26 protein-coding genes are annotated in these 26,658 nt (G+C 67.5%); 12 read left to right on the top strand and 14 right to left on the bottom strand.

Annotated features, from left to right (window positions below; all coding sequences use genetic code 11):
- Positions 1-4: 4 nt before the first annotated feature.
- Both APZ21_RS18525 and APZ21_RS18530 read right to left on the bottom strand, forming a co-directional pair.
- A complete protein-coding gene (locus APZ21_RS18525) occupies positions 5-1,204 on the bottom strand; it encodes a serine hydrolase domain-containing protein (protein ID WP_239476704.1) in 1,200 nt (399 codons plus the stop codon).
- Between the two features lie 243 nt (positions 1,205-1,447).
- A complete protein-coding gene (locus APZ21_RS18530) occupies positions 1,448-1,675 on the bottom strand; it encodes a hypothetical protein (protein WP_054814579.1) in 228 nt (75 codons plus the stop codon).
- A gap of 276 nt (positions 1,676-1,951) precedes the next feature.
- Between APZ21_RS18530 and APZ21_RS18535 the strand changes: the two genes are divergently transcribed.
- The 3 genes from APZ21_RS18535 to APZ21_RS35155 all read left to right on the top strand — a co-directional run bounded on the left by APZ21_RS18535 (position 1,952) and on the right by APZ21_RS35155 (position 3,174).
- On the top strand, positions 1,952-2,470 hold the full coding sequence (locus tag APZ21_RS18535) for a L,D-transpeptidase (RefSeq protein ID WP_054814580.1): 519 nt from the start codon (positions 1,952-1,954) through the stop codon (positions 2,468-2,470).
- A gap of 139 nt (positions 2,471-2,609) precedes the next feature.
- Positions 2,610-2,978, top strand: a complete 369-nt coding sequence (locus tag APZ21_RS18540; RefSeq protein WP_156371169.1) for a cupredoxin domain-containing protein — start codon at positions 2,610-2,612, stop codon at positions 2,976-2,978.
- Between the two features lie 28 nt (positions 2,979-3,006).
- Positions 3,007-3,174, top strand: a complete 168-nt coding sequence (locus APZ21_RS35155; protein WP_169812124.1) for a hypothetical protein — start codon at positions 3,007-3,009, stop codon at positions 3,172-3,174.
- On the opposite strand, the gene APZ21_RS18545 is transcribed toward APZ21_RS35155, so the two are convergent.
- From APZ21_RS18545 to APZ21_RS18565, 5 genes are all read right to left on the bottom strand, one after another.
- Positions 3,171-4,502: an RNA polymerase sigma factor gene (locus APZ21_RS18545; RefSeq protein ID WP_054814582.1), complete on the bottom strand. Its 1,332-nt coding sequence runs from the start codon at positions 4,500-4,502 to the stop codon at positions 3,171-3,173. The two genes, APZ21_RS35155 and APZ21_RS18545, sit on opposite strands and share 4 nt — an antisense overlap.
- Positions 4,475-4,894 (bottom strand): YciI family protein, encoded by a 420-nt coding sequence (locus APZ21_RS18550; RefSeq protein ID WP_054814583.1) that lies wholly within the window; start codon positions 4,892-4,894, stop codon positions 4,475-4,477. Before APZ21_RS18550 ends, APZ21_RS18545 begins: the two co-directional genes overlap by 28 nt.
- A gap of 308 nt (positions 4,895-5,202) precedes the next feature.
- Positions 5,203-6,057 carry an enoyl-CoA hydratase-related protein gene (locus tag APZ21_RS18555; RefSeq protein ID WP_156371170.1) on the bottom strand — a complete coding sequence of 285 codons (855 nt, stop codon included), beginning with the start codon at positions 6,055-6,057 and terminating at the stop codon, positions 5,203-5,205.
- 136 nt (positions 6,058-6,193) lie between these two features.
- Positions 6,194-8,026, bottom strand: coding sequence for a glutamine--fructose-6-phosphate transaminase (isomerizing) (glmS, locus tag APZ21_RS18560; protein WP_082393231.1), 1,833 nt, complete (start codon positions 8,024-8,026; stop codon positions 6,194-6,196).
- Positions 8,027-8,200: 174 nt separating this feature from the next.
- A complete protein-coding gene (locus tag APZ21_RS18565; protein ID WP_156371171.1) occupies positions 8,201-8,494 on the bottom strand; it encodes a hypothetical protein in 294 nt (97 codons plus the stop codon).
- 375 nt (positions 8,495-8,869) lie between these two features.
- On the opposite strand from APZ21_RS18565, the gene APZ21_RS18575 reads away from it, so the two are divergent.
- Both APZ21_RS18575 and APZ21_RS18580 read left to right on the top strand, forming a co-directional pair.
- Positions 8,870-10,654: a thiamine pyrophosphate-requiring protein gene (locus APZ21_RS18575; protein WP_054814588.1), complete on the top strand. Its 1,785-nt coding sequence runs from the start codon at positions 8,870-8,872 to the stop codon at positions 10,652-10,654.
- Positions 10,655-10,793: 139 nt separating this feature from the next.
- Positions 10,794-11,486 (top strand): N-formylglutamate amidohydrolase, encoded by a 693-nt coding sequence (locus APZ21_RS18580; RefSeq protein ID WP_054814589.1) that lies wholly within the window; start codon positions 10,794-10,796, stop codon positions 11,484-11,486.
- Here APZ21_RS18580 and APZ21_RS18585 read toward each other — a convergent pair.
- Together APZ21_RS18585 and APZ21_RS18590 are read right to left on the bottom strand one after the other, a co-directional pair.
- The gene (locus APZ21_RS18585) at positions 11,470-12,726 is read right to left on the bottom strand and encodes a folylpolyglutamate synthase/dihydrofolate synthase family protein (RefSeq protein ID WP_054814590.1); all 1,257 of its coding nucleotides are present in this window, start codon (positions 12,724-12,726) and stop codon (positions 11,470-11,472) included. The two genes, APZ21_RS18580 and APZ21_RS18585, sit on opposite strands and share 17 nt — an antisense overlap.
- A gap of 19 nt (positions 12,727-12,745) precedes the next feature.
- Positions 12,746-13,927 (bottom strand): hypothetical protein, encoded by a 1,182-nt coding sequence (locus tag APZ21_RS18590; RefSeq protein WP_054814591.1) that lies wholly within the window; start codon positions 13,925-13,927, stop codon positions 12,746-12,748.
- A 166-nt stretch (positions 13,928-14,093) separates the two neighbouring features.
- Here APZ21_RS18590 and APZ21_RS18595 point away from each other — a divergent pair, with 166 nt between their 5' ends.
- Together APZ21_RS18595 and APZ21_RS18600 are read left to right on the top strand one after the other, a co-directional pair.
- Positions 14,094-15,326 (top strand): MFS transporter, encoded by a 1,233-nt coding sequence (locus tag APZ21_RS18595; protein WP_054814592.1) that lies wholly within the window; start codon positions 14,094-14,096, stop codon positions 15,324-15,326.
- A gap of 50 nt (positions 15,327-15,376) precedes the next feature.
- Complete coding sequence (locus APZ21_RS18600; RefSeq protein ID WP_054814593.1) at positions 15,377-15,745, top strand: ArsR/SmtB family transcription factor; 369 nt, start codon at positions 15,377-15,379, stop codon at positions 15,743-15,745.
- Between the two features lie 9 nt (positions 15,746-15,754).
- Here the strand turns inward: APZ21_RS18600 and efeB are convergent, their stop codons facing one another.
- The 4 genes from efeB to APZ21_RS18620 all read right to left on the bottom strand — a co-directional run bounded on the left by efeB (position 15,755) and on the right by APZ21_RS18620 (position 20,153).
- Complete coding sequence (gene efeB / locus APZ21_RS18605) at positions 15,755-17,035, bottom strand: iron uptake transporter deferrochelatase/peroxidase subunit (RefSeq protein WP_054814594.1); 1,281 nt, start codon at positions 17,033-17,035, stop codon at positions 15,755-15,757.
- A complete protein-coding gene (gene efeO / locus APZ21_RS18610) occupies positions 17,019-18,092 on the bottom strand; it encodes an iron uptake system protein EfeO (protein ID WP_082393256.1) in 1,074 nt (357 codons plus the stop codon). The genes efeB and efeO overlap by 17 nt, the downstream gene beginning before the upstream one ends.
- 75 nt (positions 18,093-18,167) lie before the next feature.
- Positions 18,168-19,061 (bottom strand): iron uptake transporter permease EfeU, encoded by an 894-nt coding sequence (efeU, locus tag APZ21_RS18615; protein WP_054814656.1) that lies wholly within the window; start codon positions 19,059-19,061, stop codon positions 18,168-18,170.
- A 165-nt stretch (positions 19,062-19,226) separates the two neighbouring features.
- Positions 19,227-20,153 (bottom strand): extracellular catalytic domain type 1 short-chain-length polyhydroxyalkanoate depolymerase, encoded by a 927-nt coding sequence (locus APZ21_RS18620; protein ID WP_054814596.1) that lies wholly within the window; start codon positions 20,151-20,153, stop codon positions 19,227-19,229.
- A 68-nt stretch (positions 20,154-20,221) separates the two neighbouring features.
- Between APZ21_RS18620 and APZ21_RS18625 the strand changes: the two genes are divergently transcribed.
- Together APZ21_RS18625 and APZ21_RS18630 are read left to right on the top strand one after the other, a co-directional pair.
- Complete coding sequence (locus tag APZ21_RS18625; protein WP_054814597.1) at positions 20,222-20,800, top strand: TetR/AcrR family transcriptional regulator; 579 nt, start codon at positions 20,222-20,224, stop codon at positions 20,798-20,800.
- 31 nt (positions 20,801-20,831) lie between these two features.
- The gene (locus APZ21_RS18630; RefSeq protein ID WP_054814598.1) at positions 20,832-21,851 is read left to right on the top strand and encodes a zinc-dependent alcohol dehydrogenase; all 1,020 of its coding nucleotides are present in this window, start codon (positions 20,832-20,834) and stop codon (positions 21,849-21,851) included.
- 120 nt (positions 21,852-21,971) lie between these two features.
- Here APZ21_RS18630 and APZ21_RS18635 read toward each other — a convergent pair whose 3' ends face one another.
- Positions 21,972-22,877 carry a hypothetical protein gene (locus APZ21_RS18635; protein WP_156371172.1) on the bottom strand — a complete coding sequence of 302 codons (906 nt, stop codon included), beginning with the start codon at positions 22,875-22,877 and terminating at the stop codon, positions 21,972-21,974.
- A gap of 27 nt (positions 22,878-22,904) precedes the next feature.
- On the opposite strand from APZ21_RS18635, the gene APZ21_RS35160 reads away from it, so the two are divergent.
- The 3 genes from APZ21_RS35160 to APZ21_RS18645 all read left to right on the top strand — a co-directional run bounded on the left by APZ21_RS35160 (position 22,905) and on the right by APZ21_RS18645 (position 26,644).
- Positions 22,905-23,363, top strand: coding sequence for a hypothetical protein (locus APZ21_RS35160; RefSeq protein ID WP_156371173.1), 459 nt, complete (start codon positions 22,905-22,907; stop codon positions 23,361-23,363).
- 46 nt (positions 23,364-23,409) lie between these two features.
- Complete coding sequence (locus APZ21_RS34160; protein WP_156371174.1) at positions 23,410-23,562, top strand: hypothetical protein; 153 nt, start codon at positions 23,410-23,412, stop codon at positions 23,560-23,562.
- Between the two features lie 712 nt (positions 23,563-24,274).
- The gene (locus tag APZ21_RS18645) at positions 24,275-26,644 is read left to right on the top strand and encodes a heavy metal translocating P-type ATPase (protein WP_054814657.1); all 2,370 of its coding nucleotides are present in this window, start codon (positions 24,275-24,277) and stop codon (positions 26,642-26,644) included.
- The last annotated feature ends 14 nt before the right edge of the window (positions 26,645-26,658 follow it).

Consider the following 26,658-nt stretch of genomic DNA (forward strand, 5'->3'; position numbering starts at 1 on the left):
GTGATCAACGGATTCCGGGAGTACGGGGGTCAGGGCCGAGGCAGCCGAGGATGAAGCAGCCCGGCGGCCAGTCCGCGATCGGCGTGCCGAGCGGCTGCCCGAGGCAGGTCACCGGACCGCAGCCGGGATAGGCGTCGGGGCCTATCCCGAACGCCGCCAGCGCCGCTTCCGGATTGGAGATCATCGGATCGGCCACACTGACATCGGGTCGCGGCACGTACGGTCCGGGATCGGGCAGTCGCGGCTCACGGAAGGCGGCAACGGTAGCGCGCAGCATATCGTGCGGGAAGCTCACCGAACCGCCCGGAACGGTGATTCCGGTCCAGCTGATCAGCAGTCCGAGACTCGGCACGATGAAGTTGTCCTGGCGCATCATGCCCGACATCTGCACCGCGTCGGCGGGCAGACCCGGGAACAGCACCTCGCAGCCGGGCCCGTTGACGACGAACAGGAATCCGTAGCATGGATTGACCGCCGTCGGCTCGGTGGCTCGGGCGAGGTAGTCCGCCGAGATGACCCGCCGCTCGCCCCAGGTGCCCCCGTTGAGCACGAGCAGGCCGAGTTTGACGAAATCGTCGGGCGGCATGATGAGATGCGCGTAGCCGTAGGTATTCCCGCTGCGATCCCTTCCCCAGTGATAGTCCGAATTCCGGATCCCCAACGGGTCGAACAGCTTTCGCTGGGCATAGACCTGGAAGTCCACGCCGACGGCGCGCTGTGCCACGTAGGCCAGCAGATCCACCGCGCGCTGACTGTACTGCCAGAGCTCACCCTGCGGATGGTCGATCGGCATCGCCAGCGCCTGGGCAACCACATTCGGGTCGAGCTGCACGAGTCCGGTCACGCCCTCCGAGGCCACCGCGACCCGCATGCCCGAGGATTCGGTGAGCAGACTGCGCACCGTGATCGCCCGGTGCGCGTCGTCGCCGAGTCCGGGCGGCAGATACGCGCCGATGGGGTCGTCGAGGCGCAGTCTGCCCTCGTCGATGGCGATGCCGACGACCATGGACACCACGCTCTTGGTGGAGCTCCACAGATTCCACGCCTGACCGCCGGTCTCGGCCACCCGCGGCCCGCTGGCGATCAGACAGTTGTTGCGGAACACCCGCACCGTGCGGCGGGTCGGATCCGAGGCGAAGTCAACCGCGTAATCCAGTGCCGCGGCGTCGATTCCGACCTCATCCGGTGCCGCTGTCTCGGGCATTCGCCCGCTGCTCACCGCGCAGACCCGACCACGGTCCGGTTGTGCCCGCGCCATCCCGGGGGTCGCGCACACGACCGACAACCCGACGGCGACGAACACGAGAAGGGTCGACCGCCACCGAATCACCGCATCCTCCGCTCTCGACGTGAACATCTGCCACATCGAGCCGGAGCGACAACCGGTTACGTCCTACGACGCCCCCATTTGCCTGGGCAAAGGTCCCGGGGGGAGGACGCGGCAGGGTCAGTCCCGGTGCGCCATGTCGTACCACAGGTGCGGAACCGACCAATCCCAGTGCACCTCGCCCCCGATCTGCGTTGAATCGTCGCGCGCGACATCCTCTTTCGCGGCGGACTGTTCGCGAATGGATTCCTGATAGCAGTACACGGAACCACCGACGCCTGCGCCGTACAGAAGTAGGCCGCGGCGAAGGTGCTGCCACAGTGCGCGAACCGAGATGCGTCGTCGCATCGGAACCTCCTCGAACCTCGGTTCGACAACAATACCGGCGTCGCCCCCGCCGCGTACCGGAATCGCAACGATTCAGCCCTGAAGAGAAACTATTTCTGCGAAAAACCGACCGGTCCGACCGACCCGGCCGATAAAGTCAACACACGATGCGCACACTAAATTGTCCCGAGTTCGATCCCAAGGGATCGCTCGACCACCGAGAAAATCCGATGCGTTCGGTGATGGCGTAGACGCATTGCCCTGCGCAGCGACATACGTCGTGGAAAAGGGGTCGCGATGAGCATCGAGAATTCACGCACACGGGTCGCCCGGTACGCACTGCTGGCCGGTATCGCGGCGGCCGGACTCACACTGACGGCGACAGCGCAGGCCGAACCGCTGTGGCCCGGCGGACCGGATGTCCCCGGTGTCCCCGCCATCGTGCCACCGCCGCCGCCCGCGCCGGTCTACGCTCCATGTTCGCCCGACGCCCGGCTCTGCCTGCAACTGTCCACCAACAAGGCGTGGCTACAGGACGACGGGCGGGTCACCTACGGTCCGACGCCGATATCGCACGGTCGACCCGGCTACGAGACACCGCCGGGACGCTTCCGGGTGGCCTTCAAGAAGGAGGACCACTGGAGCACGATGCACAATGCCCCGATGAAGTGGGCGGTGTTCTTCAACGGCGATATCGCCACGCATATCGGCCCGGTGGAAGAACAGTCGCACGGCTGTATCCGTATGACGCCGGAGGGCGCCGAAGCGACCTATAATCACCTGTCGCCCGGCGACATCGTCGAAGTCGTGGAATGAGTTCCGAGGAATAACGCGGCACCTTGTGACCGAATCGACTCCAGAGCTGTACCCGAAATTAACCGACCGGAACAACGGTCGGAAAAATTTCGCCGCGCAATTCTTCGATCGCAATTCCGCGAGAGGGCGGGCGATCGCCGTGTCGAAATCCGCGCGCCGGGCGGCGGCCGGAATACTGTTGCTCGCGGTCGCGGGCTGCGGCCACGGCGGCGGTGACGAGGTCGTGGTCGCCGGCCCGCCCGGACCGGCGCCGATCTCGGCGGCCACCATCGTCATCGAACACAACGCGTACAGCGGACTGCCGCCCATCACGCCCGGCGCGGCGATCACGGTCGTCAACCGCGATCTGATCCGCCACAGCGTCACCAGCAAGCGCCCGGGACTATTCGACCACGAGGTGGAACCCGGGCACAGCATCCATTTCAACGCCCCGACCGAAATCGGCTCCTTCGAGTACTACTGCCATTACCACGCGTTGATGGACGGCTGGCTCAGCATCCGCGCCTGACCCGCGGGCCCGGGACTATCGTGGAGTCGTGGGCGTGATCGGAGAGATGTTTCCCGGCAAGAAGCTGACCGACGAGAGCGGACAGACCGGCGACGGCGAACAACACCGGCCCCGAGTCGAACTCGATCTCGACGCCGGTGTCATCCGCCTGTCCGGCCCGGCCGAACAGCGACACGACACCGACCGGACGGACTAGCGGGACGGACCCGGCTCGAGCGCGTCGAATTTGCGTTCGAGCACGGCCCGTTCCCGCTCGTTGCCGCACAATTCGATGGCCCGCTGGAACTCCGCGCGTGCCTGAGCCGACCTACCCATCCGGGCGAGCAGTTCACCGCGCACGGTCGGTAGCAGATGCGAATTCGCCAGCGCCGCACCGGCGACCAGCTCGTCCACGATCGGCAGCGCCGCCGCGGGCCCCTGCGCCATCGACACCGCAACCGCCCGGTTCAGCTCCACCACCGGCGATGGCGCGAGCCTGCCAAGCGCCTCGTAGATCAGCACGATGCGCTCCCAATCGGTCTCGCGCACCGACGCCGCCACCGCGTGACATTCCGCGATCGCCGCCTGCAATCCGTACACGCCCAATCCGCGGCCGAGCTTTTCGGCGCGGGCCAGCGCGGCACGGCCGCGGACGATGGCGGAGCGGTCCCAGCGGCGCCGATCCTGATCCTCCAGCAGCACCGGCTCCCCATCCGTGTCGGTGCGAGCCGGAAAACGGGCCGCGGTCAGTTCCAGCAGCGCGAGCAGACCGTGCACCTCGGCTTCGTTCGGGACCAGCCGGGCCAGCACCCGCGCCAGGCGCTGCGCCTCCCCCGCCAGATCGAAACGGATGAGATCACCGCCCGAACTGGCCGAGGACCCCTCGGTGAAGATCAGATACACCACGCTGAGCACCGATCCGAGACGCGCACCGCGCTCCCGCGCCCGCGGCGGCTCGAACGGCACCCGGGCCGCCGCCAGCGTCTTCTTCGCCCGGGTGATGCGGGCCTGCACGGTGGCCGTCGGCACCAGGAAGGCCCGAGCGATCTCGTCACTGGTCAGACCGCCCACCACGCGCAGCGTCAACGCGACCCGCGCCTCCCGCGACAGCACCGGATGACATGAGATGAACATCAGAGTCAGCACGTCGTCATCGATGCGATCGGGATCCCACAGCACGTCCGAATCGTCCGGCTCGCCCGAAGGTTCGCCGCCTGCGAGCACGCCGCCCTCGCCCAGATCGCGGGCGAGCGCGGCGTAGCGGTCGTCGAGCGCGGAGCGACGGCGGAACAGATCGATGGCGCGACGGCGGCCGACGGTCAGCAGCCACCCCGCCGGATTGCGGGGCACGCCCTCGCGCGGCCAGGTCACCAGCGCCTCGGCCAACGCCTCTTGGGCGAGGTCCTCGGCCAGGGCGAAATCGTTCGTATAGCGCGCCAGCGCACCGACGATCCGAGCGGACTCGATCCGCCAGACAGCCGAGACATGCTCGACAGCGACGATTCCGCCCTCTTCGGTCAGAGTTGACCGGTGGCCTCGCGCCACGCGCGTTCCTTCTTGACCCATTCGTTGTCCTGGGGGAATTCATCGATGCCGGCGACGCGGCGGATCTCGGTCTTGAGTCCGGGGGCGCTCAGCGGGGCGCGTTTGGCCCATTCGATGGCCTCCTCCTTGGAGGCGACATTGATGATGTAGAAGCCGCCGAACAGTTCCTTGGTCTCACCGTAGGGGCCGTCGGTGACCACCGGCGTCTCGCTGGAGTGGTCTACCACGACGCCCTCGGCGGCGTCGTCGAGCCCTTCGGCCGCGACGAGCACGCCCGCGCGGATCAATTCCTCGTTGTATCGGCCCATGGTCTCGAGCATCCGGTCGAAATCGATCTCGCCCATCTTCGCCCATGCTTCGTCGGTGGCGCGCATGATCAGCATGTACTTCATCGGCTGTCTCTCCCTGGTTGTCCGGGCCCCTCTCGGACCCTCTCACATCAGGGTCGAACGGGCGGGTGCGCGGATCGACACACGCGCCGATCTTTTTCGGGATTATTTTTCCCGACCCGAATCCCGCTGTCCGACTCGCGCGTCCGGGCGGAGGGTGCACGGTCGGCCCGGTCGCCCTGCGCGGCGCTTACGCGGGTCTGTCCGGTGCGGGGCGGGTGACGCGACCGCCGGTGCCGCGCTCCGCCGAGGCGGTTGCGATCTCGCCGACCGTGCACCCGCCGGTCGAATCGTCCGCACCGGATGATCGCTCAGTCGAAGACCTGGGGCAGCCCGTCGGAGACCACGTCGGGGAAACGCGGTTCGCGCTTGTCTAGGAATGCCTGCACGCCTTCGCGGACATCGGCGGAGGCGCCGCGCAGATAGATGGCGCGGGATTCGGCGCGGTGGGCGACCTCGGGGCCTTCGGCGCCGAGCATGGTCCACAGCATGCGGCGGGTCAACGCGACCGAGACCGGGGCACTGTCGGTGACCAGGGTGAGCGCGAGTTCGACGGCGCGGCCGAGCAATTCGTCGACGGGGACCACCTCGCGGACCAGCCCGCGCGCCAATGCCTCGGCGGGTTCGATCATCCGTCCGCTCATCGCCCATTCCACCGCGGTCGCGATCCCGACGATCCGGGGCAGGAACCACGAGGAGCACGCCTCGGGCACGAGTCCGCGGCGGGTGAACACGAAACCGAAACGTGCCTTGTCGGAGGCGATGCGGATATCGGCGGGCAGCGTACTGGTCACGCCGACGCCGACCGCCGGGCCGTTGATGGCGGCGACCACCGGTTTGAGCGACCGGAAGACGCGCAGGGCCACCTCACCGCCGGAATCCGGCGGGGCTTCACCGGATTTCGCGTCCGCCTCGGCGCGGAAGGTCTCGGCCCCGCCGGAAAGATCCGCGCCCGCGCAGTAGGCCCGGCCCGATCCGGTGATGACGACCGCGCGCACGCTGTCGTCGGCATCGGTGCTGTCGAATGCCTCGATCAGTTCGTCCCGCATACGCAGGGTGAAGGCGTTGAGCCGATCGGGACGGTGCAGGCGCAGGATCGCCACCGGCCCGGCGCGTTCGATCAGTACCACGCGCTCGGCGGCGGTTCCGGCGTCGACGCTGGTCATCGGCATACCCCACGGTCATCCGGCGACGCCGCCGCGAGACGAACGCCTGTAACGAAGAGAGACATACTGCGACACTCTATCGCTCATCCGCCGCGGCGGAACCCACGATCGCGGCGGCCGGCCGCCCCGAGTTGTGTCAGCGCACGGTGACCGATTTGGCCAGCGAGCGAGGCTGATCGATTTCCCGGCCCAGATCGAGGGCGCAATAGTAGGCCAGGAGCTGACCCGCGACGAGTTGGATGACCAGATCGGCGATTTCGTCGCCGTGGTAGGGCAGCGGCAGGTATTCGACGAAGGTACTGAGGTCATCGGCGGGTACGTCGGCGGGACCGATCCCGATCACGGGCCCTTTGCGGGCCGCGATCTCGCTCACCGCGGCCAGCGTCGCCGCGTAGCGGTCGGGATCGTCGGTGTGGGACGGCAGCAGTGCCACGGTGTAGAAATGTTCGTCGATCAACGAGATCGTGCCGTGTTTGAAGAATCCGGATGCCATGCCTTCGGCGTGGTGGTAGTTCACTTCCTTGAATTTCAGCGCGCTTTCGCAGGCGGCGGGATACAGGATGCCGCGGCCGAGGAAGAACCAGTCGCCGACGTGGCTGTACTTGGCGGCCAATGCCTGCACTGACGTCGAGGCGGTGGCGATGAAATCGGTGAGCGTTTCCGACAGACGCGCCAGCGACGCCTGATGTGTCGCGTAACGCTCCGCGGTGAGCGTGCCATTGGAGCGCCCGGTTTCCAGCGCGAGTCGAGCGAGCAGCACGACCTGGCTGACGATGCTCTTCGTGGACAGCACGCAGATCTCCGGGCCCGATCCCTGCGGCAGCCGGTGCGTGGCCAGCCGTTCCTGGGTGGAACTGGGCACATTGCAGATGCTGGTGAGAACAGCACCCGCGTCCAGTGCGTTGCGGCAGACCTCGAGGGTGTCGAAAGTCTCACCCGACTGCGAGACCGCGACCAGCGGGTCTCCGGGACCGAGCACGGCCAGGTATTCGGCCTCGTCGGACGGAAGCGCGGTGGCCCGAATCCCGGCGAGGCTCTTGAGCAGGTACTGGCCCATCGAGGCGACGTAGAACGCGCTACCCGCGCCGACGAGCGTGACCGCGCGGTCCGGCGGCAGCACCGAGGCGAATCGCTCGGCGGGCAGGCTCAACGCGGCGGTCACGGCCGTCGGGGTTTCGTGGATCTCTTTGATCATCCAGTGGGGGTACTGGCCCTTGTCGGCGCGTTCCTGTCGACCGGCCAGGCGGGTGAACGCTCGCGTCACCGGCTGCACGGACCCGTCGGTCGACGCGTACACCCGCGCGGAATCGGCGCGACAGGCGACGATGTCGCCGTCATCGAGGAACAGGACATCGCTGCTGACGCCGTCGAGCGCCATCTGGTCGGAGGCCAGAATGCCTCGCTGTCCGTTGAAGGCGACGACGAGGGGGCTCTTGTGTTTCGCCCCCCACACGGTGTCCGGTTCGGTGACGCTGATCACCGCGAGCGCGTACTCGCCCGACAGCGCGGCGGTGGTGGCGGCGATGGCATCGCGCATCGAGGCGCCGCGTTCGAGGTGGCGGGCGATGAGGTGCGCGGCGACCTCGGAGTCGGTGTCGCTGGCGAATGTCACGCCGTCGGCTTCCAGATCGCGGCGCAGTTGCAGATGGTTCTCGATGACGCCGTTGTGCACGACGGCCACCGTACGGTCGTAGGACAGGTGCGGATGTGCGTTGGCGGCGGTGACGCCGCCGTGGGTGGCCCATCGGGTGTGCCCCAACGCCAGGGAAGCGTCGGGAAGCCCGCTCAACCGTCCCTCTCGCAGCGCTTTGCCGATAGATCCGGTGTCCTTGACCACGGCAAGGGTGTCGTCGGTGAGGCAGGCCAGGCCCCACGAGTCGTAGCCGCGGTACTCCAGCACCGCCAGTTGGTCGGCGGTCTGCCCGGTCACGGTGTTCTCGGGTGAGGTCATCCCCACGATGCCACACATATTTGGTAGGTTCCTCCGTCGGTCTTACGAACAAGAATCAGTCTGCGGAGCCGGCCGCGACAATGCGGCCACAGTAGCCCCGCACGGGCGTGCGCGGTATCCGAGCCGCCGCGCACCGGGCGCGCCGGGTTCGACAGAACTCTCCCAGCCGTACCCGGACCTGCGCGCAGCGGGTTATGCCGTGCCGTCCACCGAAACAGCCGGATCCTCCCGAACAGGCTGCACAGCCGGGACGCGGACCGGTGTGCGCGCGATCGTGAACGCTTCCTCGAACGAGGTTGCCTCATGGCGAGGACGGCCGCAGCCGAGTTCGAAATCGATGAGCACAACTTGCGGCCGGTCGGTGACGACACCGTTACCCGCCCGGCGGTCTCCGGCCACGATACCGTGATCGTCGGCTCGGATCACCAGCCCGTAGTGCCGCGGTGCCGACCCCATCGGTGTGGCCGGGCTCGTCATGGCGAACACGCATCACTCCGTCGCTGACCTCCGGTATCCCTCGGCGCAGTTTCGCCTTCAAATCCGGCCGTTTCCGGTTCGCACCCTCTTCGGCGCGTTCCATACCCACACTCCGAGGCTCGTACCGCCGGCCGTCGCAATGCCCGACACCGCCTTGCGCCACTGAACTCCGAGTCCTGTCTCTTCGATGAACGCCTCGGACGATTTCGGCCGCGGCTCGGGGCGTACGCCGGATCCGTCGCGAGCGACCGCGGCCGCTTCGAAGCGTCGCCCGCCGCGTGCCGAAAGAGCCTGTGCGCCGGGAACTCCGCGCGCCGGATTGAGTGTCGAAGCGTTGGGTAGAGCGACCGAGGCACCCGCCGATGAGCACAGCGAGGAGATTCCATGGCCGCCGCGCAAGTCTCGGATCATATTCTGCAACGCCTGCGTGAATGGGGAGTGCGGGAGGTGTTCGGCTATCCGGGCGACGGCATCAACGGCCTCGTCGCCGCCTTCGGCCGAGCCGACACTTGCCCGCGGTTCGTCCAGGCACGCCACGAGGAGATGGCCGCCTTCCAAGCGACCGGCTACGCGAAGTTCAGCGGGCGCGTCGGCGTGTGCACGGCGACATCGGGCCCCGGCGCGATCCACCTGCTCAACGGGCTCTACGACGCCAAACTCGACCACGTGCCGGTGGTCGCGATCGTCGGTCAGACCGCGCGCAGCGCCATGGGCGGCAGCTACCAGCAGGAGGTCGACCTGCAATCGCTGTACAAGGACGTCGCCGCGGACTACCTGGTGGAGGTCAACGTCTCCAGCCAACTACCCAACGCCATCGATCGCGCGTTCCGCACCGCGATATCACGGCGCTCACCCACCGCGGTGATCATTCCCGCCGATCTCCAGGAAGAGAAGTACGAGCCGCCGCGGCACGAGTTCAAGCAGATGCCCTCGAGTCCACCCTCGCTTCCCGAGACCGTCACCGTCGCGCCCGACGATGGCATCCGCCACGCCGCCGAAGTGCTCAACGCCGGGTCGAAGGTGGCGGTGCTCATCGGTCAGGGCGCTCGAACGGCCGCCGCCGAGGTCGTGGAGATCGCCGAACTGACCGGCGCGGGTGTCGCCAAGGCGCTATTGGGCAAGGACGTGCTCTCCGACGAACTCCCCTTCGTCACAGGCCCGATCGGATTACTCGGCAGCCGACCAAGCTACGAGATGATGCGCGACTGCGACACTCTGCTCATCGTCGGCTCCAACTTCCCCTACACCCAGTTCCTGCCCGATCTCGACCAGGCACGGGCGGTGCAGATCGATATCGACGGAACACGGATCGGCATGCGTTATCCCACCGAGGTCAATCTCGTGGGAGACGCCGAGGCGACCCTGCGGGCGATGATCCCGATGGTGAACCACAAGCAGGACCGATCCTGGCGGCACGGTATCGAGAAGAACGTCGAACGCTGGTGGAAGACCGTCGAACGGCAGTCGATGCTCGACGCCGACCCCATCAACCCGATGCGGATCGTCTGGGAGCTGTCCCAGCGGATTCCCGACAATGCCATCGTCACCGCCGACTCCGGGTCGTCCACCAACTGGTATGCCCGCTGCCTGCGCATGCGCGGCGAGATGCGAGGGTCGCTGTCGGGCACGCTGGCGACCATGGGCCCCGGCGTGCCGTATGCCATCGGCGCGAAATTCGCCCACCCCGACCTGCCCGTAGTCGCTCTCGTCGGTGACGGCGCCATGCAGATGAACGGCTTGGCCGAACTCATGACGATCGCGCGCTACCAGCACCTGTGGGACGATCGCAGGCTCATCGTCTGCGTCTTCCACAACAACGACCTCAACCAGGTCACCTGGGAACTGCGCGCGATGGGCGGCGCACCGAAATTCGAGGAATCGCAGAGCCTGCCCGATGTCTCCTACGCCGACCTCGCTCGTGACATGGGCCTGGAATCGGTGGCCGTCGCGGATGCGGGAGCGATCGGTCCCGCCTGGGACTACGCGTTGACCGCCGACGGGCCGGTGTTGCTCGATATCCGCTGTGATCCCGAGGTGCCGCCGATTCCACCGCACGCCAGCTACGAACAGATGAAGGACATGGCCGCCGCGGTTGTGCGTGGCGACCCCAACGCCTGGCATCTGATGGTGCAAGGGGCCAAGACCAAAGCCCAGGAGTTCCGGTCGTGATGCGCGACGGGCGAAGCGCTGCAATTTTCGCTCCGCGGAATAGAATCACCATTTCGCGTGAATTCGCGAAACAATTACTCGGCAACAATAGATAAATCGCGACAACTCGCTCGCGGCGATAAGATGATACGATGTCCGAATGATCGATCTATTCGCGATTGACGACGAAGAGCTCGCGTACTCGTGGGAGGATCGCGAGCAGAAGTACCGGGCGAACAATTACTACGGTGCGCAATCGCCGTCCGCGATAGACGTCCTGAATGGTTCGAGGGACATTATTGTCACCGCACCGCACGCGCTGCACCATTTCCGTGACGGGCGCAAGAAACCCGCCGATCGCTGGACCGGAGCCTGCGCCGAACTCCTGCACCTCGGCCTCGACGCCACGGCGATCATCCCCACCGGCCCCATCCCGGACTGGACCACCTGGGACGAACGCGACGACCCCTTCCGGCAGGCGCTGGATCGCCTGTGCACGCCCGAGACCTTGGTGATCGACCTGCACGGCATGTCGAACGCGCACGGGGTCGACGTATGCGTCGGTTTGGGCCCCGAACCCGCCGCCGACACCGGCGAATTCGCCGAATGGCTGGTCGACAGCCTCCGCCCCTACGAGGTCTCCCTCAATGAACCGTTCTCGGCGGCGCCGCACTACACCGTGACCTCCCACGTGCAGACGCGCACGCCCGCCGACGCGATCCAGGTCGAAATGGCACTGCGGGTGCGCGATCCCGCAGACCATCCACAGCGGTCCGCGGACTTCCTGCGCCGCCTCGCGAGCAGTATCCGCAAGTTCGCCGACTGCCGGACCCCGCCTACCGCCGCGGGGTGAAGACCTCGGCGGTGTCGGCGCCGATGATGCGCAGTACCGCGCCCGAATAGGTGACGGTGCCGACCACGAGGACGGTGCCCGTTCGCAGCACCTCGGGCAGCGCGTCGTCATCGATCCACTCCCACGGCCACTCGGTGCGGTCGGGATACGGCAGATGCGACCCACGCATGTTCACGAAATATCTCGCGGCCTCGACACCGCCGAGTTCGTGGACGAAACCGTCGAAATCCTTGTTGCTCGGCACCGAGACCAGGATTTTGTCCGGAATCTTCCCGAAACGCGACCGCGCGAAGATCAGCGCGGACACCAGGCCGTCCCGTGAGATCGCCGAATCGATGATCACCGTGGCGTCACCGTAGGTGTGCTCGGACAATCGCCCCGGATAGTTCACGGTCTTCAGCGTTCGTTCCAGTACGGTGCGATCGATTTCCTGACCGTCGATGATCGAGCACAGCTCCACCCCGGCGCGCACGCCCGCCACCGCGTTGCGGCGGCTGAATCCCGGCGGATAGAAGTCGAAGGAATCGCTGTCGGCGCCCGGATCGATCCAGATCAATTCCGCGTCGACCCGCGCGACCGCCGTCTCGACCTCCCGACGCACGACCTCGACCTGCGGCAGGCTGATCACGCATTTCGTCCGTGCCGAGACGACGCCGAGTTTGTCGCGCGCGATATCGATCAGCGTGGGGCCGAGTACTTCGGTGTGCTCGGAGAACACCTGCGTGAGCAGGACCGCGTCCAGGTCGAGCAGCGACAGCTCATCGCTCTTGCCGCCGATGCCCGCCTCCGCCACCACGACGTCGCAGCCCCGGTCGACCAGGGTGCGCAGACCGGCGAGCAGGTACAGCCCGCTTGGCGACAGATATCCGGTGTCCGGCCGCGCCCTCGGCAATTTCCGGCGCGCCGCCAGTACCGTCTCCAGCATTTCCCGGTATACCACCGGATCGAGAATTCTGCCGTCGATGCGCACCCGGTCGATATTGTCGGTGACCCCCGGACTCGTTATCGTCCCCACCGTATGCCCGCCCGCGGCCGCCGTCGCGGACGCATAGATCGCGGCTGTTCCTTTTCCTTTCGACCCGACAACGCCGAGCACGGCCACCGACCGCAGTTTCTTCTCCAGTTCCAGCGCATCCGCGAGCGCAGCCGCGCGTTCCAGACTTCTGGCGACCTTCCCCCGCAGCCGCGACCATTCCTCGAATATGGCGCGATGTTCGAGATCCGCCGTGCGTCGATCCATAATGCGGAATATTACAAGACTACGGCCACGCACGCCACGACGGGGAACTCATCCTTTCGCCGATGAGCGTGCAGAACAATACCGCCGCGACAATTCCGGCCGCGATCACGGGGTCGAGATCGAGTTTCAGTATACTCAGCGTGACGGCCAGCACCGGAATGGTCAGTGCGATGAGTTTGCGCCGTAATCGGGAATTCAGCGAGCGCCGCAGGACGACGACGCCGTTGCGCGGCGCTCCCAAACGGGTGCGGAATTTGGCGGGTAGCGCGATGCGGCTGGCGAATTCCACGCGCGCGCTTCGAGCCGTCGGCGTCCAGTCGATGATGCGCGTGTCCGGCAGATGGTCCGACGCCTCCTTGTCGTAGCTGCATGCGCGAACCAGCACCCTTCGCCTGCCCCAGTACACGAAAACCTTGTCACCGCTTTCGATTCCGAGCAGGTCCAAGGCATCCTTGGGAATTCTGGCGAGCCCGTGCGGGTCGTCGCTCGTGCCGGATTCCTCGATGGCCAGCGCCACCCGCGGCGCACCGAGCAGTGCCCGCGCCACGTACTCGAGCACCAGCAGCGGCAGCCGCGGAACCGCGGCCACCGCCCGACGTATCATCCGGCGGATCGACACCGGTGCACCGACCGGTCGATACGGCGACATCTGGACGTATTGCCGATCGGTGACCGCCCCCGGCACGATCCCGAGCAGCATCCTCGCGTGGAAGTTCAGCCGGATACGACCGACGGCCTGCCGCCGCGACCGACGACGCCCCACCGGACGCACGATCATCGTCCGCGATTCCGACACCAACAGCACCCGGCGCGTCATCCGCTTCCTGGCCGCGGCATCCAAGACTATCTGGTCGGTCTCGAGGAAGTTGTCGATGCGCGCGGGCTGCACCCGCGCCGTGGCGGCCTCGACGCACAGCCGCACCTCGACGCCGGTATCGGCGGGTTCGATCCCCATCCGCTCGGCGAGTCCGATGGAAATCCACACGCTGCCAGACCAACTCACCCGCTCCCACGCGCAGAGCAGATCCGCCGACGCCGGAACCAGCCAGGCTCGACGCCGCTTCTTCCCGAACTCGAGCGTGGCAATGGTCCACGGCCGAATGCGGTGCGCCACGAAGAACGCGGGGTGGACGATGACCGCGGGCGCCTGGCGTAACAGAGACCGATGGGTGAACCCCTCCAAGATCAGTTCGACATCCATCGTTCCCACCCGAATTCCGCACTGCCGCGCCGCATTCAAACACGAAGAGCCCCCACCGCGCAGGCTTTCGCGCCCACCCCGGCCCGCCGGAGGGTTACTTTATGTGCACACGTGCGCACATAAAGTGTATAGTCGAGCCGGGCCGTCGAGGTGAGGAGTTCGGGTCGTGCTCGAGGTGCTGAGGCAACGGGAATTCCGACGATTGTTCACCGCTCAGGTGGTGGCACTGCTCGGGACCGGTCTGCTGACCGTCGCACTGGGCCTGCTGGCCTACGACCTGGCGGGCGCGGACGCTGGCGTGGTCCTGGGGACGGCGCTGGCGATCAAGATGGTCGCCTATGTCGCGGTGGCGCCGGTGGTCGCGGCGGTCACCGACCGAGTCCCGCGCCGCGCGGTGCTGATCACCGCCGACGCCGTGCGCGCCTGCGTCGCGCTCGCGCTGCCGTTCGTCGGGCACGCCTGGCAGATATACGCGCTCGTCTTCGTGCTCCAGGCCGCCTCGGCCACCTTCACCCCCGCCTTCCAGTCGGTGATCCCCTCGCTGCTGCCCGAGCGGGACCGCTACACCCGCGCACTATCGCTGTCGCGCCTGGCCTACGACCTGGAGGCCGTGCTATCACCGCTGGCCGCGGCGGTGCTGCTCACCGTGATCAGCTATCACGGACTCTTCCTCGGCACCGTCGCCGGATTCCTTGGCTCGGCGCTGCTGGTCACCGCGACACCGCTGCCCGCCGTCCCGTCGCCGAGCTCAGGGGCGCTCACCGACCGGATTCTGGCGGGCGCCAAGGCGATGACCGCGCGACCGGAGTTGCGCGCGCTGCTCGCGATGAATCTCGTGGTCGCGGCGGGCACCGCGCCGGTGTTGGTGAATACCGTCGTCTACGTGCATGATCTGCTCGGCGCCGCCGATATCGGGGTGGCGGCGGCCCTCGGCTGTTTCGGCGCGGGATCGATGCTGGTCGCCCTCCTGGTGCCGCATCTGCTGACGATGGTCTCCGACCGGAGCCTGCTGCTCGCCGGATGCGCGGTCGTCCCATCGGCCTTGACAGCGACCACCGCGCTGCTGGCCGTCGCTCCCGCACCGGCGACGAGCCGGGTGGTGCTCGGACTGACGTGGACGGCACTCGGCGCGGGCACGTCGATGATCAACACCCCTTCGGCGCGCCTGCTGCGCGAGGCCACCGACGAATCCGAGCGGCGCGCGGTGTTCACCGCCCAGTTCTCGCTCTCGCACGCCTGTTTCCTGATCACCTACCCCATTGCCGGATGGATAGGCGCGCATATCGGTCACCCGGTCGCCACGGCGACCCTCACCGGGTTGGCTACACTGGCCGCACTGACCGCCGCGCGGCTGTGGCCCGCGCACCGACCAGCCGCGGCGGCCATCGCGGTTCGATGACGACACCGTCGCGTGACCGTGACGACGGCCCGAGGAAAGTGGTGTCGAACATGGCCCAGCGCGCCGACGAGTCCGCGCCCACCGCGGCCAGCCTCACCCACCGTGTCTCCCCCGATCCGGCGCACCTGGACGCGGCGACCGGCATGTTCCAGATGCTCGCCGACCCCACCCGCCTGCACATCCTGTGGCTGCTGACCCACGGCGAAGCCGACGTGACCGCGCTCGTGGACGCCTGCGGCGCCTCGCGCACGGCAGTGAGCCAGCATCTGGCCAAGTTGCGCTTCACCGGTCTGGTCGACACCCGCCGCGAGGGTCGCCGGATCATCTACCGCCTGCACGGCGGCCATGTCACCCGGCTCGTCCGCGAGGGGCTCGCGCACGCCGATCACATGATCACCGGCGAGCCCCCGCACGAATGAGCGGCGCGGTCAGTCCGCGAACAGCGTCGAACCCCAGAAGTCCTGCTGCCGCAACCCCGGCGGCACCGCGAACACCGCCGATCCGACGTGTTTGATGTATTCGTTGAGTGCGTCGTTGCGGGCGAGGTTGGTTTGCATGGGCACGAACTGGGTCTGCGGATTGCGGCAGTAGGCGATGAAGAACAGACCCGCGTCCAGATGGCCGAATCCGTCGGAACCATCGGTGAAGTTGTAGCCGCGGCGCAGGATCTGGACACCGCCGAGTTCCTCGCGCGAGGCGAGCCGCACATGCGCGTCACGGTCGACCAGCGGACCGGACGGCCCCGCGGATTGCAGGTCGAGATCGTCGAATTCGTCGCGCCCGCCCAGCGGAGCGCCGCTGCCCTTGGCCCGTCCGATCACCCGCTCCTGTTCGTGCAGGGTGGTGCGGTCCCATGGTTCGATGAGCATCCGAATACGGCGGGTCACCAGATAGGACCCACCCGCCATCCACGGCTGGTCGTCCCCCGGTGCGACCCACACGAATTCGTCGACCGCCGAGCGGTCCTCGGCTTTGATATTGCGCGTTCCGTCCTTGAACCCGAGCAGATTCCGCGGTGTGACCTGACTCGTGGAGGTGGAAGAGGTGCGGCCGAATCCGAGTTGGGACCAGCGCACCGACACCGCCCCGAACCCGACCCGGGCCAGGTTGCGAACCGCGTGCACCGCCACCTGCGGATCGTCGGCGCAGGCTTGGATGGCGATATCGCCGCCGCTGCGCGCGGGTTCGAGCGCGTCGCCGGTGAATTTCGGCAGATCGGCCAGGGCGGTGGGTTTGCGGGCCGCGATCCCGAACCGGTCACGACCGTCCGCCGTGGTGAACAGCGATGGCCCGAAACCGATCGTCAACGTCAACCGCGACGGCGAAAGGTCCAGTGCCTCACCGGTATCGGTCGGCGGTGTGTACGCACCCGCACCGATCGCACCGTCGGCGACCGCCTCGTGCCCCGCGGTCATGCGTTCGGCCATCGCGGTCCACGTCCTCAACAACTCGACCAGTTCGGCGCGGGATTCGGTGTGCACGTCGAAGGCCGCGAAGTGCAGCCGATCCTGAACCGGGGTGAGTATGCCCGCTTGATGGTCCGCGCGGAAGGGCACCACCTGCGACACGGCGGCCGCGTTCGCCGTCACCCGTCCGGCGAGCACACCCGCGCCCGCCGCCACGACACCTACTCCGGCCGACCCGATCAGTCCGCGTCGCGAGATGCCGCCACGGACCGAACGGTCGGAATCATTACGCTCCTGCGACAACGCCCTGCACCTGACTCACGACGGCCGACAACGCGTCGATACGACGCGACAACGCGACCCGCTGATCCGCGGTGACGGTGTCGTACGCGACATGCCCGTCACCCTGCCGGTATTTCGCCAATTCGGTGTCGAGTTCGGCGAAGCGCCGGTCGATCTGGGTCCCGAGATCGGCATTGCGTTCATCCAGAATCGGACGCAGACTCGCGATCGCCGCCTGCGAACCATCCACATTGGCCTGGAAATCCCACAGATCGGTATGCGAGAAGATGTCCTCCTCACCGGTGATCTTCGTGCGCGCGATCTCGTCCAACAACGTCTGCGCGCCACCGGCCATCTGCACCGGGTCCACCGTGTAATCCGCGGCGCTCACCCCTGTCACCAATTCCGCGATATCGGCGAGCAGTTGATCGGCGATGCGGTTGGTGTCCGGCTGCAAACCCTGGACCCACAGGTCCTTCTCCAAGCGGTGGAACCCGGTCCAGGCGTCGCCAGGGGCGAGGTCGGCCTCACGGAGATCCAGCCGCGGATCCAGGTTGTCGGGGAAGCTCTCGGCCACCGGTTCGATGCGTTCGTAATAGGTACGGGTCATCGGGTACTGCTTCTTCGCCGACTCGACATCCCCGGACTTGATCGACGAGACGAACGTCTTCGCGGTCTCCTGCAACGCGGTCACCTGACTCACCAGATACCGCTTATAGCCCGCGCCCGCCTCGGCGAGCTTGCCGGACTCGTCACGCGTGCGCGCCTGACCGGAGACGGTGAAATCGTGGCGGATACCGTCACCGACCATGCCCGGTTTGCACGCGGTCTGGTACGTGCCGGGATCGGGCACGGACACGATCAACTGGCGGGTGAGGCCCGGTCCGATGTTCTCGATCTCCCCGAGGACCCGATCGCCGCCACCGTAGAAGTAGAACTCGGTGACCTTGGTGCCGTTGTTGGTGATACGGAAGGTCACCGTACCGGTCTCGGCCGAATCGGCGGCGACCGTGCAGGTGGAGTCGTCGGCGGTCACCGCGATCTCACCGGTCGCCTCGGATTTGCTGGTACATGCCATCAGCGCCAACGGCAGCGACACCGCTGCGGCTAACGGGACAAGTGGAGTACGCACGGACAGTGGACCTTTCGATGACTACGACGCCGACGCGATATTCGTCGACGCTGGATTTCCCTTGGCCGATCGCGCGGCGACGGGACGGAGGAACAGCGTCAGCACCACCACGACGTATACGGCCCAGGCGGTCGCCTGAAGCACGGTCGGGTCGGCGCGGAAGTTGAAGATGCCCTGTGCGACGGTGCCGTACCAACTCGACATCGAGAACCACGACGAGATGTCGAACGCGTGGCGTGACAGGCCGGGCAGCCAGTCCGCGGTCTGCAAAGCCCTGATGCCGTAGGCCAGGATGCCTGCCGCCACCACGATCAACAGCACGCCCGTGTAGCGGAAGAAGACCGAGAAATCGACGCGCACCGCACCGAAATACATCGCCACGGTCAGCGCCGCGGCAACCGCGATTCCGCCCAACAGGCCGATCAGCGGCCACTGACTCCCCGAAGCGTTCTCCGCGTACCCGACCATGAGCAGCGCGGTTTCCACACCCTCGCGCCCCACGGCCAGGAAAGACAGGCTCAGCACCGCCAGCGGACCGATATCGAGCGCCCGGGTCAGCCCCGCCTTCAACTCGCCGGAGATCGACCGCGACGCCGTGCGCATCCACAGCACCATCCACGTCACGATCACCACCGCGGCCAGCGAGGCCAGTCCGGCGATCAGCTCGGCCGCGACACCGGTCACCGTCGAGGTGCCGTAGTGGATGGCCGCGAACACCGCCGCCACCATCGCCACGGCGGCACCGACACCCGCCGCGACCCACTTCAACGCGTCACGGCGCTGCGACTTCACCAGGAAAGCGACCAGGATCATGACCACGATCCCGGTCTCCAGCCCTTCCCGCACTCCGATGAGCCCGCTGCCGAACAATTGTGCGGCCACCGACGGCGCATCGGAGGCCGACGCACGCTCTATCACACGCACTCCGATCCCACTAAACCAAGCCTTACCAAACCCGGCGGCAAACCAGTGTCGCATACTTCCCCGGCCCGGCACAGCCCAGGTACCCGCCCGTACTTCGGCGGCGGTCCGCGCCGTCACGAGGACCTGCCGAATGGAATCAGTCGCCGATTCCGGCGGTCAGTGGGCGGCGAAGAATCGCCAGATGACTTCCGAGGCGTCGAATTGCCTGCTGACCTTGCCGATCAGGGCCTCCGGCAGATACTGGTCGCCACCCGGCCAGGTGTGTCCGCCATTGGTGACCGTGTAGAGGACGACCTCGGCATTGCCCGGGCAGGCCGCCGTACGGACCGTGACCGAGGTGCCGTCGTCGGCGACCGGCGGCAGCGCGGTGGTCACCGGCGCGGCGCAGTTGTTCGCGGCCCGCCACACCGCTTGGTCGGCTTGCACCGACAGCATGGGCGTGGTGCCGGGGCGGCCGTTGTGCCCCGAACTGGTGCGCACGAAGCCGCCGTCGTAGGGCGTGATCGGGTCGCCGGTGCCATGGATCTGGAGTACCGGCATCGGACGGCCCGGCGCGCACAGCGGTTGCGCCGCGACCGGCAGCAGTCCGGCGACCGGCGCGATCGCGGCGATCCTGGCGCCGAGATGACAGCCGAGATACTGGGTGAACATGGCGCCGTTGGACATTCCGGTCACGTAGATCCGGGCCGGATCGACATTGTCGGTGGCGATCAACCGGTCGATGAGCGCCGAGACGAATCCGATGTCGTCGACGCCCGCCGCGCCCGCGGCTGTGTCGCCGCCGCGCCCGTCGTTCCAGGAGCGGTCGATGCCCTCCGGATACACCGCGACGAAACCGCCCGTGTCGGAGAGTCGGTCGAATCCGCTGCGGTCGGCCAGATTCCGGGCGGTGCCACCGCCGCCGTGGAAGACCAGTACCGCGGGCACCGCGGCGCCCGTGCGGTTCTCGGGATGGTGGATCAAGTAGCGGCGTTGCGTCCCGCCGTGATCGAGGGTGCGTGATTCGTCGTCGGCGGCATCCGCCCCGGAGGGCCCGCAGGCGACCGTAAGCAGGATGGCCGCGGCAGCCGCGATCGCCAACATTCTCGGCACAGCCGAATCGTAGATCCCGTATGGCCGTGCCGAAACCCTAGAGGACGAGAATCGAGTGCATGGTTTCGCAATCACGGCGACGGATCGAGGTGGCGGCGGCGGGTCTGCTGGCCCGACACGGATATCACGGATTCGGTCTCAAGAAGTTGAGCGAGGCGGCGGGTCTGCCATACGGCTCGATCTACCACCACTTCCCCGGCGGGAAGGAGGAGATCGCCATCGCCGCCATCACCGGCACCGGCGTGCTGTCGGGTCGGTTGATCGCGCAGGCTCCCCGGGACGTATTCGCGACGACCTCGACCATGTTCGAGTTCATGGCCGCCAAGCTGACCGGATCGGATTTCACCGAAGGTTGTCCGGTTGGCACTCCCGCACTCGACGGCGGCAGCGATGTCGAGGCGGTTCGCGGGGCCTGCGTGGCGGCATTCGAAATGATGGAACGAGCCTTCGCGGGATTGTTGACCGAACTCGGTGTGCCGTCGTCGCGAGCGCTGGAACTCGCGACGACGGTGGTCGCGGCCTACGAGGGGGCCACGATCCTGGCGCGGGTGCGGCAGTCCGACGCCCCGCTGCGCACCGTGGCCGACGGGATGGAACGACTGCTGCGACTCACCCTGTCCGAGATCGAAGCCCCTTGACTAGAAAGAACGTTCTAGCGAGACTGAGGGCATGAAGCGATTGATGCTGACCGGACCGGGCGCACTCGCCTGGGAGGAAGCCGACGAACCCGTCATCACCACCCCCGGCCAAGCGCTGGTCCGCCCGGTTGCCCTGGCCACCTGCGATATCGATCCCGCGGTGCTGCGCGGAACGTTCCCGCTGCCTGGCCCCTACCCGTTCGGACACGAGGGTGTGGCCGAGGTCGTCGCGATCGGCGAGGACGTACGCACGGTCTCGGTCGGCGACCGGGTCATCGTGCCGTTCCAGATCTCCTGCGGCGTCTGCGCATCCTGTGCGCGCGGGCGCACCGCCAACTGCGCGAGCCATCCGCCGCTGTCGAGCTTCGGACTCGGTTCCATCGGAGGTCTCGACTGGGGCGGGCTATGGGCCGATCTGACCCTGATCCCGCACGCCGACGCCATGCTCGTCCCGGTGCCCGCGGGGATCGACCCGGCCGTCGTCGCCAGCGCCAGCGACAATATTCCGGACGCCTACCGTTCCGTCGCACCGCAACTCGCGGCCGATCCGGGTGCGGAGGTGCTGGTGCTCGGTGGGCAGGCGGCCAAGTCCATCGGCCTCTACGCCGCCGGACTCGCCGCCGCGCTCGGCTCGGAACGCGTTGTCTACCTGGATGATTCACCCGAGCGGCTCGAGATCGCGCAGAAGCTGGGCGTCGAGGCGGTCGAGGGTTCGCCCGATACCAGGGTCGGGCGCTTTCCCATCACGGTGGAGGCCGCGGGCGGGGCGAAGGCACTGCGCGCGGCGGTCGCCGCCACCGCGGGTGACGGCTGGTGCACCAGCGTCAGCGTGCAACTACGCGACGTGGAACTGCCGCTGTTCCAGATGTATTCACGCTGCTGCACCTTCCACACCGGCCGTGCCCACGCGCGCCCGGCCATTCCGCACGTCCTCGACCTCGTCGCCGCGGGCGCCTTCGATCCCTCCGTCGTCACCACGGTCACCGCGACCTGGGACGAGGCCGTCGACGCACTTCTCGACACCCCGCTCAAACTGGTCGCGATGCGCTGACCCGTGCGCGGGCGCGTGATCCCCGGGCGGCACCGACCGCACGGTGGAAGCCGGCGAACCGATTCGCACGGACCCGACATGATCGGAGGGCGGCAACGGTGCGGGCGGACGGAGAATCCGTCAGGGGTGCTCGGCGAGATCGATGCGAATCGAATCGCTGACGCCCACGACGAAGACGCGGTCGCGTTTGGCTTTCCATTGGTGCGGAACAAGGAAATACCGATCGGGTGTGCGGGCGAACAGGAGAAGCCCGCTGTACACGTAGCGATATTTCTCGCCCGGGACAGTGATCTCGTCGACTCGGGAACCGCCGCCTTCGATTCCGAGCCGGTCCACGCTCAGCAGCAGAACCACCGGTCGGGCACTGAACGAGTCGGCCTCCATGGTTTCGGCATCTCGCGCGCCGCGGTGCTCGGCATAGGAGCCGACACCCCACAGGGTGCCGAGAAATCCGAGTACCAGCAGAACCATGATCGGAAACCACATGGCCCTCGTGGCGGAGGCCGATCGCGCGCGAATACCGAGCAGGGAAGGGTACGCGGTGCGAAGCGCGATCGCGTAACCAATGAGCGCGACGCCGATCACCAGCATGACCGGCAGGTACAAGCTCATCACCGAGGGAAGGCCGTCGCGCAGGACGATCCCGGCCGCGACCGCACCCTCGAGCAGCGCCCCGGTGACCAGAACCGTCGCGGCCCAGACACGCAGGACTCGACGTGGTCGGCGCAGGCGTACGGCGACGGCGAGAGGCACTCCGCGCAAACCGAACAGCGCGAGTACCCCGAGCAGAGCCATCACCGCGGGCCAGTAGGCGCCGCCGACGCTACGCAGCACGTAGTCGGGGGTGGTATAGCCGAGCATGCCCGCGTCGACTCCGAAGTGCGCGTACCAGGTTCGGGTGTAGATCAGCCCGAAGTAGTACAGCACCGCGGTGACTACCACCGCCTGCGAGGCGATGGCTCCCACGCCCGACAACGCGAGCCGAAATCCCGCCGAACCCGGTCGGTTCGAAGAAGTCCCCGTCATCTGCTCGAGGATCTGACGGGCGGGGTCGTGGTGGTGGTGGTCGTCGTCGTGGGCGGCGTCGAGTTGATTCCCGCTCCCGTGCGGGTGCGGCCCGACGAGATCGGCGCCGTCGACGGAATCACCCGCACTCCGGTGTCCGCGTCGGCCGTTGTCGTGAAGCGCGCCGGATCGGGCTGCGAGTCACCGCCGCCGCAGCCTGTCAGCGAGCCCGCGAGAATCGCGAACGCCATCGCCGCGAACGACAGCACCACACGACGCGCCATCGGATCCCCCAATCAGGTGACATCGAACCTTCGCCGAATTGTTCCACAAATCACCTCGGCCGGAATGCGTCTCGTGCGCCAACCACGAGATCGCGACACCCGGTCGCGAGGAAAGGCCCACGAAACATGCACCGGGCGTGAGTTTTCGTTCGCGCGGCCGACCGTAAGTGGGACAGATCGGGACACCCGCGACGGTTGCCCGGCCGCGGCCGAGACGAGTTGACTCCTGGAGTGACGGACGAGGGGGCGACGTGTGGGAATGGAGTCGGATGGTTGCCGAACGGGCGGCCGCCGCGGCATGGACGAGTTGGCGCACGCAATGGACGACACCGACGGTCGTGGACCCACGGCGGGGCGGCGAACGAGAGTCGGGGCAAGCGGACGCCGCCGACAGCGATTCGGCCGAGGACGGGTGGGAGTAAGCCAGGTGGGAATCCGCATCGCATCGCCACCCACAACCGGCCCGGGTCAACCGCAGTCAACGTACGATTGACCAGATCCGGCGCCGATGTGGCGCCGTAGTCCTGCCGAGTCGATTGCAAAGCGATTCTCGCCGACATGAGGCGACACTATCTAGAACTGATCGTGCGACCATCGACATAGGGTTAGCCTCGGCGGCACTGGACGCTATTCACCCCATCCCAGCACGGGAGGTCGTCGATCAGTTGCGTCACCCCGCACCGGCCGTGGAACTTCCGAACTGCGCCGCGAAATCGTCAGCATTCCCGCTCGGCCCGCGCGTTCGCAACGCCGACGTCCTGCGCCCACTCCTTCACCGGCGCTTGGCCCGATGCGTGCTCACGTTGTGGCACAACACGATCGGCAAACCTCATTCCACGGATTCAAGTGTGGGCAATCCCTGCGATTGACCAGCACAGCCGAGGGTTCCCTCCATCGGAGGGCACATCGAACGCATGCTGATCGCCCGCCGACCTCCGGCGGTCCGGCTGCCGACAAGGCGCGCAGCCGGTCATGCAGTACGTGCGCCCACTGGTATTGCCGGGGCGAATGGCATCCGGGTTCGGGAATTGCGGCCCTGTCCCGAGATGCCCGGATCGGGTTTTCTGGGGTGTTGAATCCGCTCGTCGGCAGGGGCTGGTTCGGGAAGGAGCGGGTGTGGTCGGCACGAATTCGATGATCGGGCGGTGGTCGAAACGGGTCGCCGGATGGGTGGAGCCCGCGCTCGTCGCGGTGACTGTATTCGCGTTGCTGCTTGGACTGATCATGTGGCCGTTCGGGCTGCACGGGGCGGCAGAGGTCTGCTGGATCGCGGCGACGGCGGCGGCGGTCGTGCCCGCCGTGTGGTGGATGGTCGCCGCGTTGCTGCGGGGTAGGGCCGGGGTGGATTTGATCGCGGTGTTGTCGCTGGTGGGCACGTTACTGGTGCACGAGTACCTCGCCGGTGCGCTGATCGCGGTGATGTTGGCGACCGGTCGCGCACTGGACGCGGCGGCCGAGCGACGCGCGTCGCGCGATCTGCGTGCCTTGCTCGAGCACGCGCCGCGCTCGGCTCGCCGCCGTATCGGCGCCGAGGTGAGCGTGATCGCATTGGACGAGGTCGCCGTCGATGATGTGCTGGTGGTGGCACCCGGTGAGGTGGTGCCGGTCGACGGGCGGGTTCTCGACGCGGTGGCCGTCTTGGACGAGTCGGTCCTCACCGGAGAGCCGTTGCAGGTCGAGCGCGGTATCGGGGAACTTGTGCGCAGCGGTGTCGTCAACGCGGGAACCTCCTTCGAAATTCGCGCGACCGCGACCGCGGCCGAGAGCACCTACGCCGGAATCGTGCGGCTGGCTCAGGAAGCCGGCGCGGAGAACGCGCCCGTGGTGCGGTTGGCCGACAGGTACGCGGCCTGGTTTCTGCCCTTGACGCTGCTGGTGGCGGGAGGGGCGTGGTTGTTGAGCGGTTCGCTGGTGCGCGCGGTCGCGGTGCTGGTGGTGGCCACCCCGTGTCCGCTTTTGCTGGCTGCCCCGGTGGCGATCGTGTCGGGGCTGTCGCGGGCCTCCCGTCTGGGGGTCGTCATCCGCAGCGGCGGCGCGCTGGAGAACCTCGGTCACGCGACGACTCTCGTCATGGACAAGACCGGCACTCTCACCGCGGGCAGACCCGCCGTGGTCGAGGTGATCGCCGCGCCCGGCCAGGACGCCGCCGAGGCGTTGCGGCTGGCCGCGTCGGTGGATCAGTTGTCGCCGCACGTGCTGGCCGAGGCGATCGTCACCGAGGCGCTGGCCCGCGACTCGGCGCTCACACTGCCCACCGCTGTGGTCGAACAGCCTGGTCGCGGGATTTCCGGCTCCGTCGACGGCCGCCACGTCCAGGTGGGCAAACTCCCGGACACGGCGACCGGATCCGAGTGGGCGCGCGCGGTGGACAGCCGAGCGCGGCTGGACTCCGCGGCGATCGCGTGGATCGTCGTCGACGAGGAACTCGTCGGGGCGGTCCTGCTGCGCGATCCGCTGCGGCGCCACGCGCCGCGCACGATACGAAGGCTGCGCGAGGCGGGGTTGAACCGACTGGTGATGCTGACCGGTGATCGACTCGAACCGGCCCGCGAGGTCGCCGCCGTGCTCGGTCTCGACGAGGTGTATGCCGGGCAGAGTCCCGCCGACAAGGTCGCCGCCGTCCGTCGCGAGCGCGAGCGCGCGGTGACGGTCATGGTCGGCGACGGCGTCAACGACGCTCCCGCCTTGGCCGCCGCGACCGTCGGTGTGGCGATGGGCGCACGCGGGTCCACCGCTTCTTCGGAGGCCGCCGACATCGTGCTCACCACCGACCGGCTCGACCGGCTCGCCGACGCCATGGACACCGCCCGCTGGTCACGCCGTATAGCCGTGCAAAGCGCTGTCGTCGGGATGGGATTGTCGTTGCTGGCGATGGTCGTGGCCGCTGCCGGACTGCTCCCGCCCGCCGCCGGGGCGCTGCTGCAAGAGGGCATCGACATGGCGGTGATCCTCAACGCCCTGCGCGCGCTGCGCGGCAATCCGGCCGCTCGCACCGAAGTGGCCGCGGCGACAGAACAATTGCTGCACCGCTTCGCGGACGAGCACGAGACCCTGCGTGAGATGCTCACGCTGTTGCGCACCGCCGCCGACCGGCTCGCCACCGCCAACGATCCCGCGGCATTGGCGGCGGTCGAGGACGCCCACCACTTCTTGGTTACCGATCTGCTACCCCACGAACTTGCCGAGGAAACCCTGCTCTATCCCGCACTGGTCGGCCCACTCGGCAGCACCGAGGCCACCGCCACGATGAGCCGCGCCCACGCCGAGATCCAACGGCTCACCACCCGCATCGGCGCCCACCTCGACCGCGCCCACACCGCGGGCGCTATAGCAGACGAGCAGATCGATGACCTACTCGCCTGCCTCTACGGTTTGCATACCCTGCTGCGATTGCACTTCCTTCAGGAAGAGGAGAACTACTTCACCCTCACCGACGTCGACGACCAACCCGAGAACGGCTCGACCTACCGACGCGCGCACCGACACGAACCTCTGCCACGATGACGCCGGTGCCCGAA

The organism is Nocardia arizonensis (genome assembly GCF_001310275.1).
Classification (GTDB): domain Bacteria; phylum Actinomycetota; class Actinomycetes; order Mycobacteriales; family Mycobacteriaceae; genus Nocardia; species Nocardia arizonensis.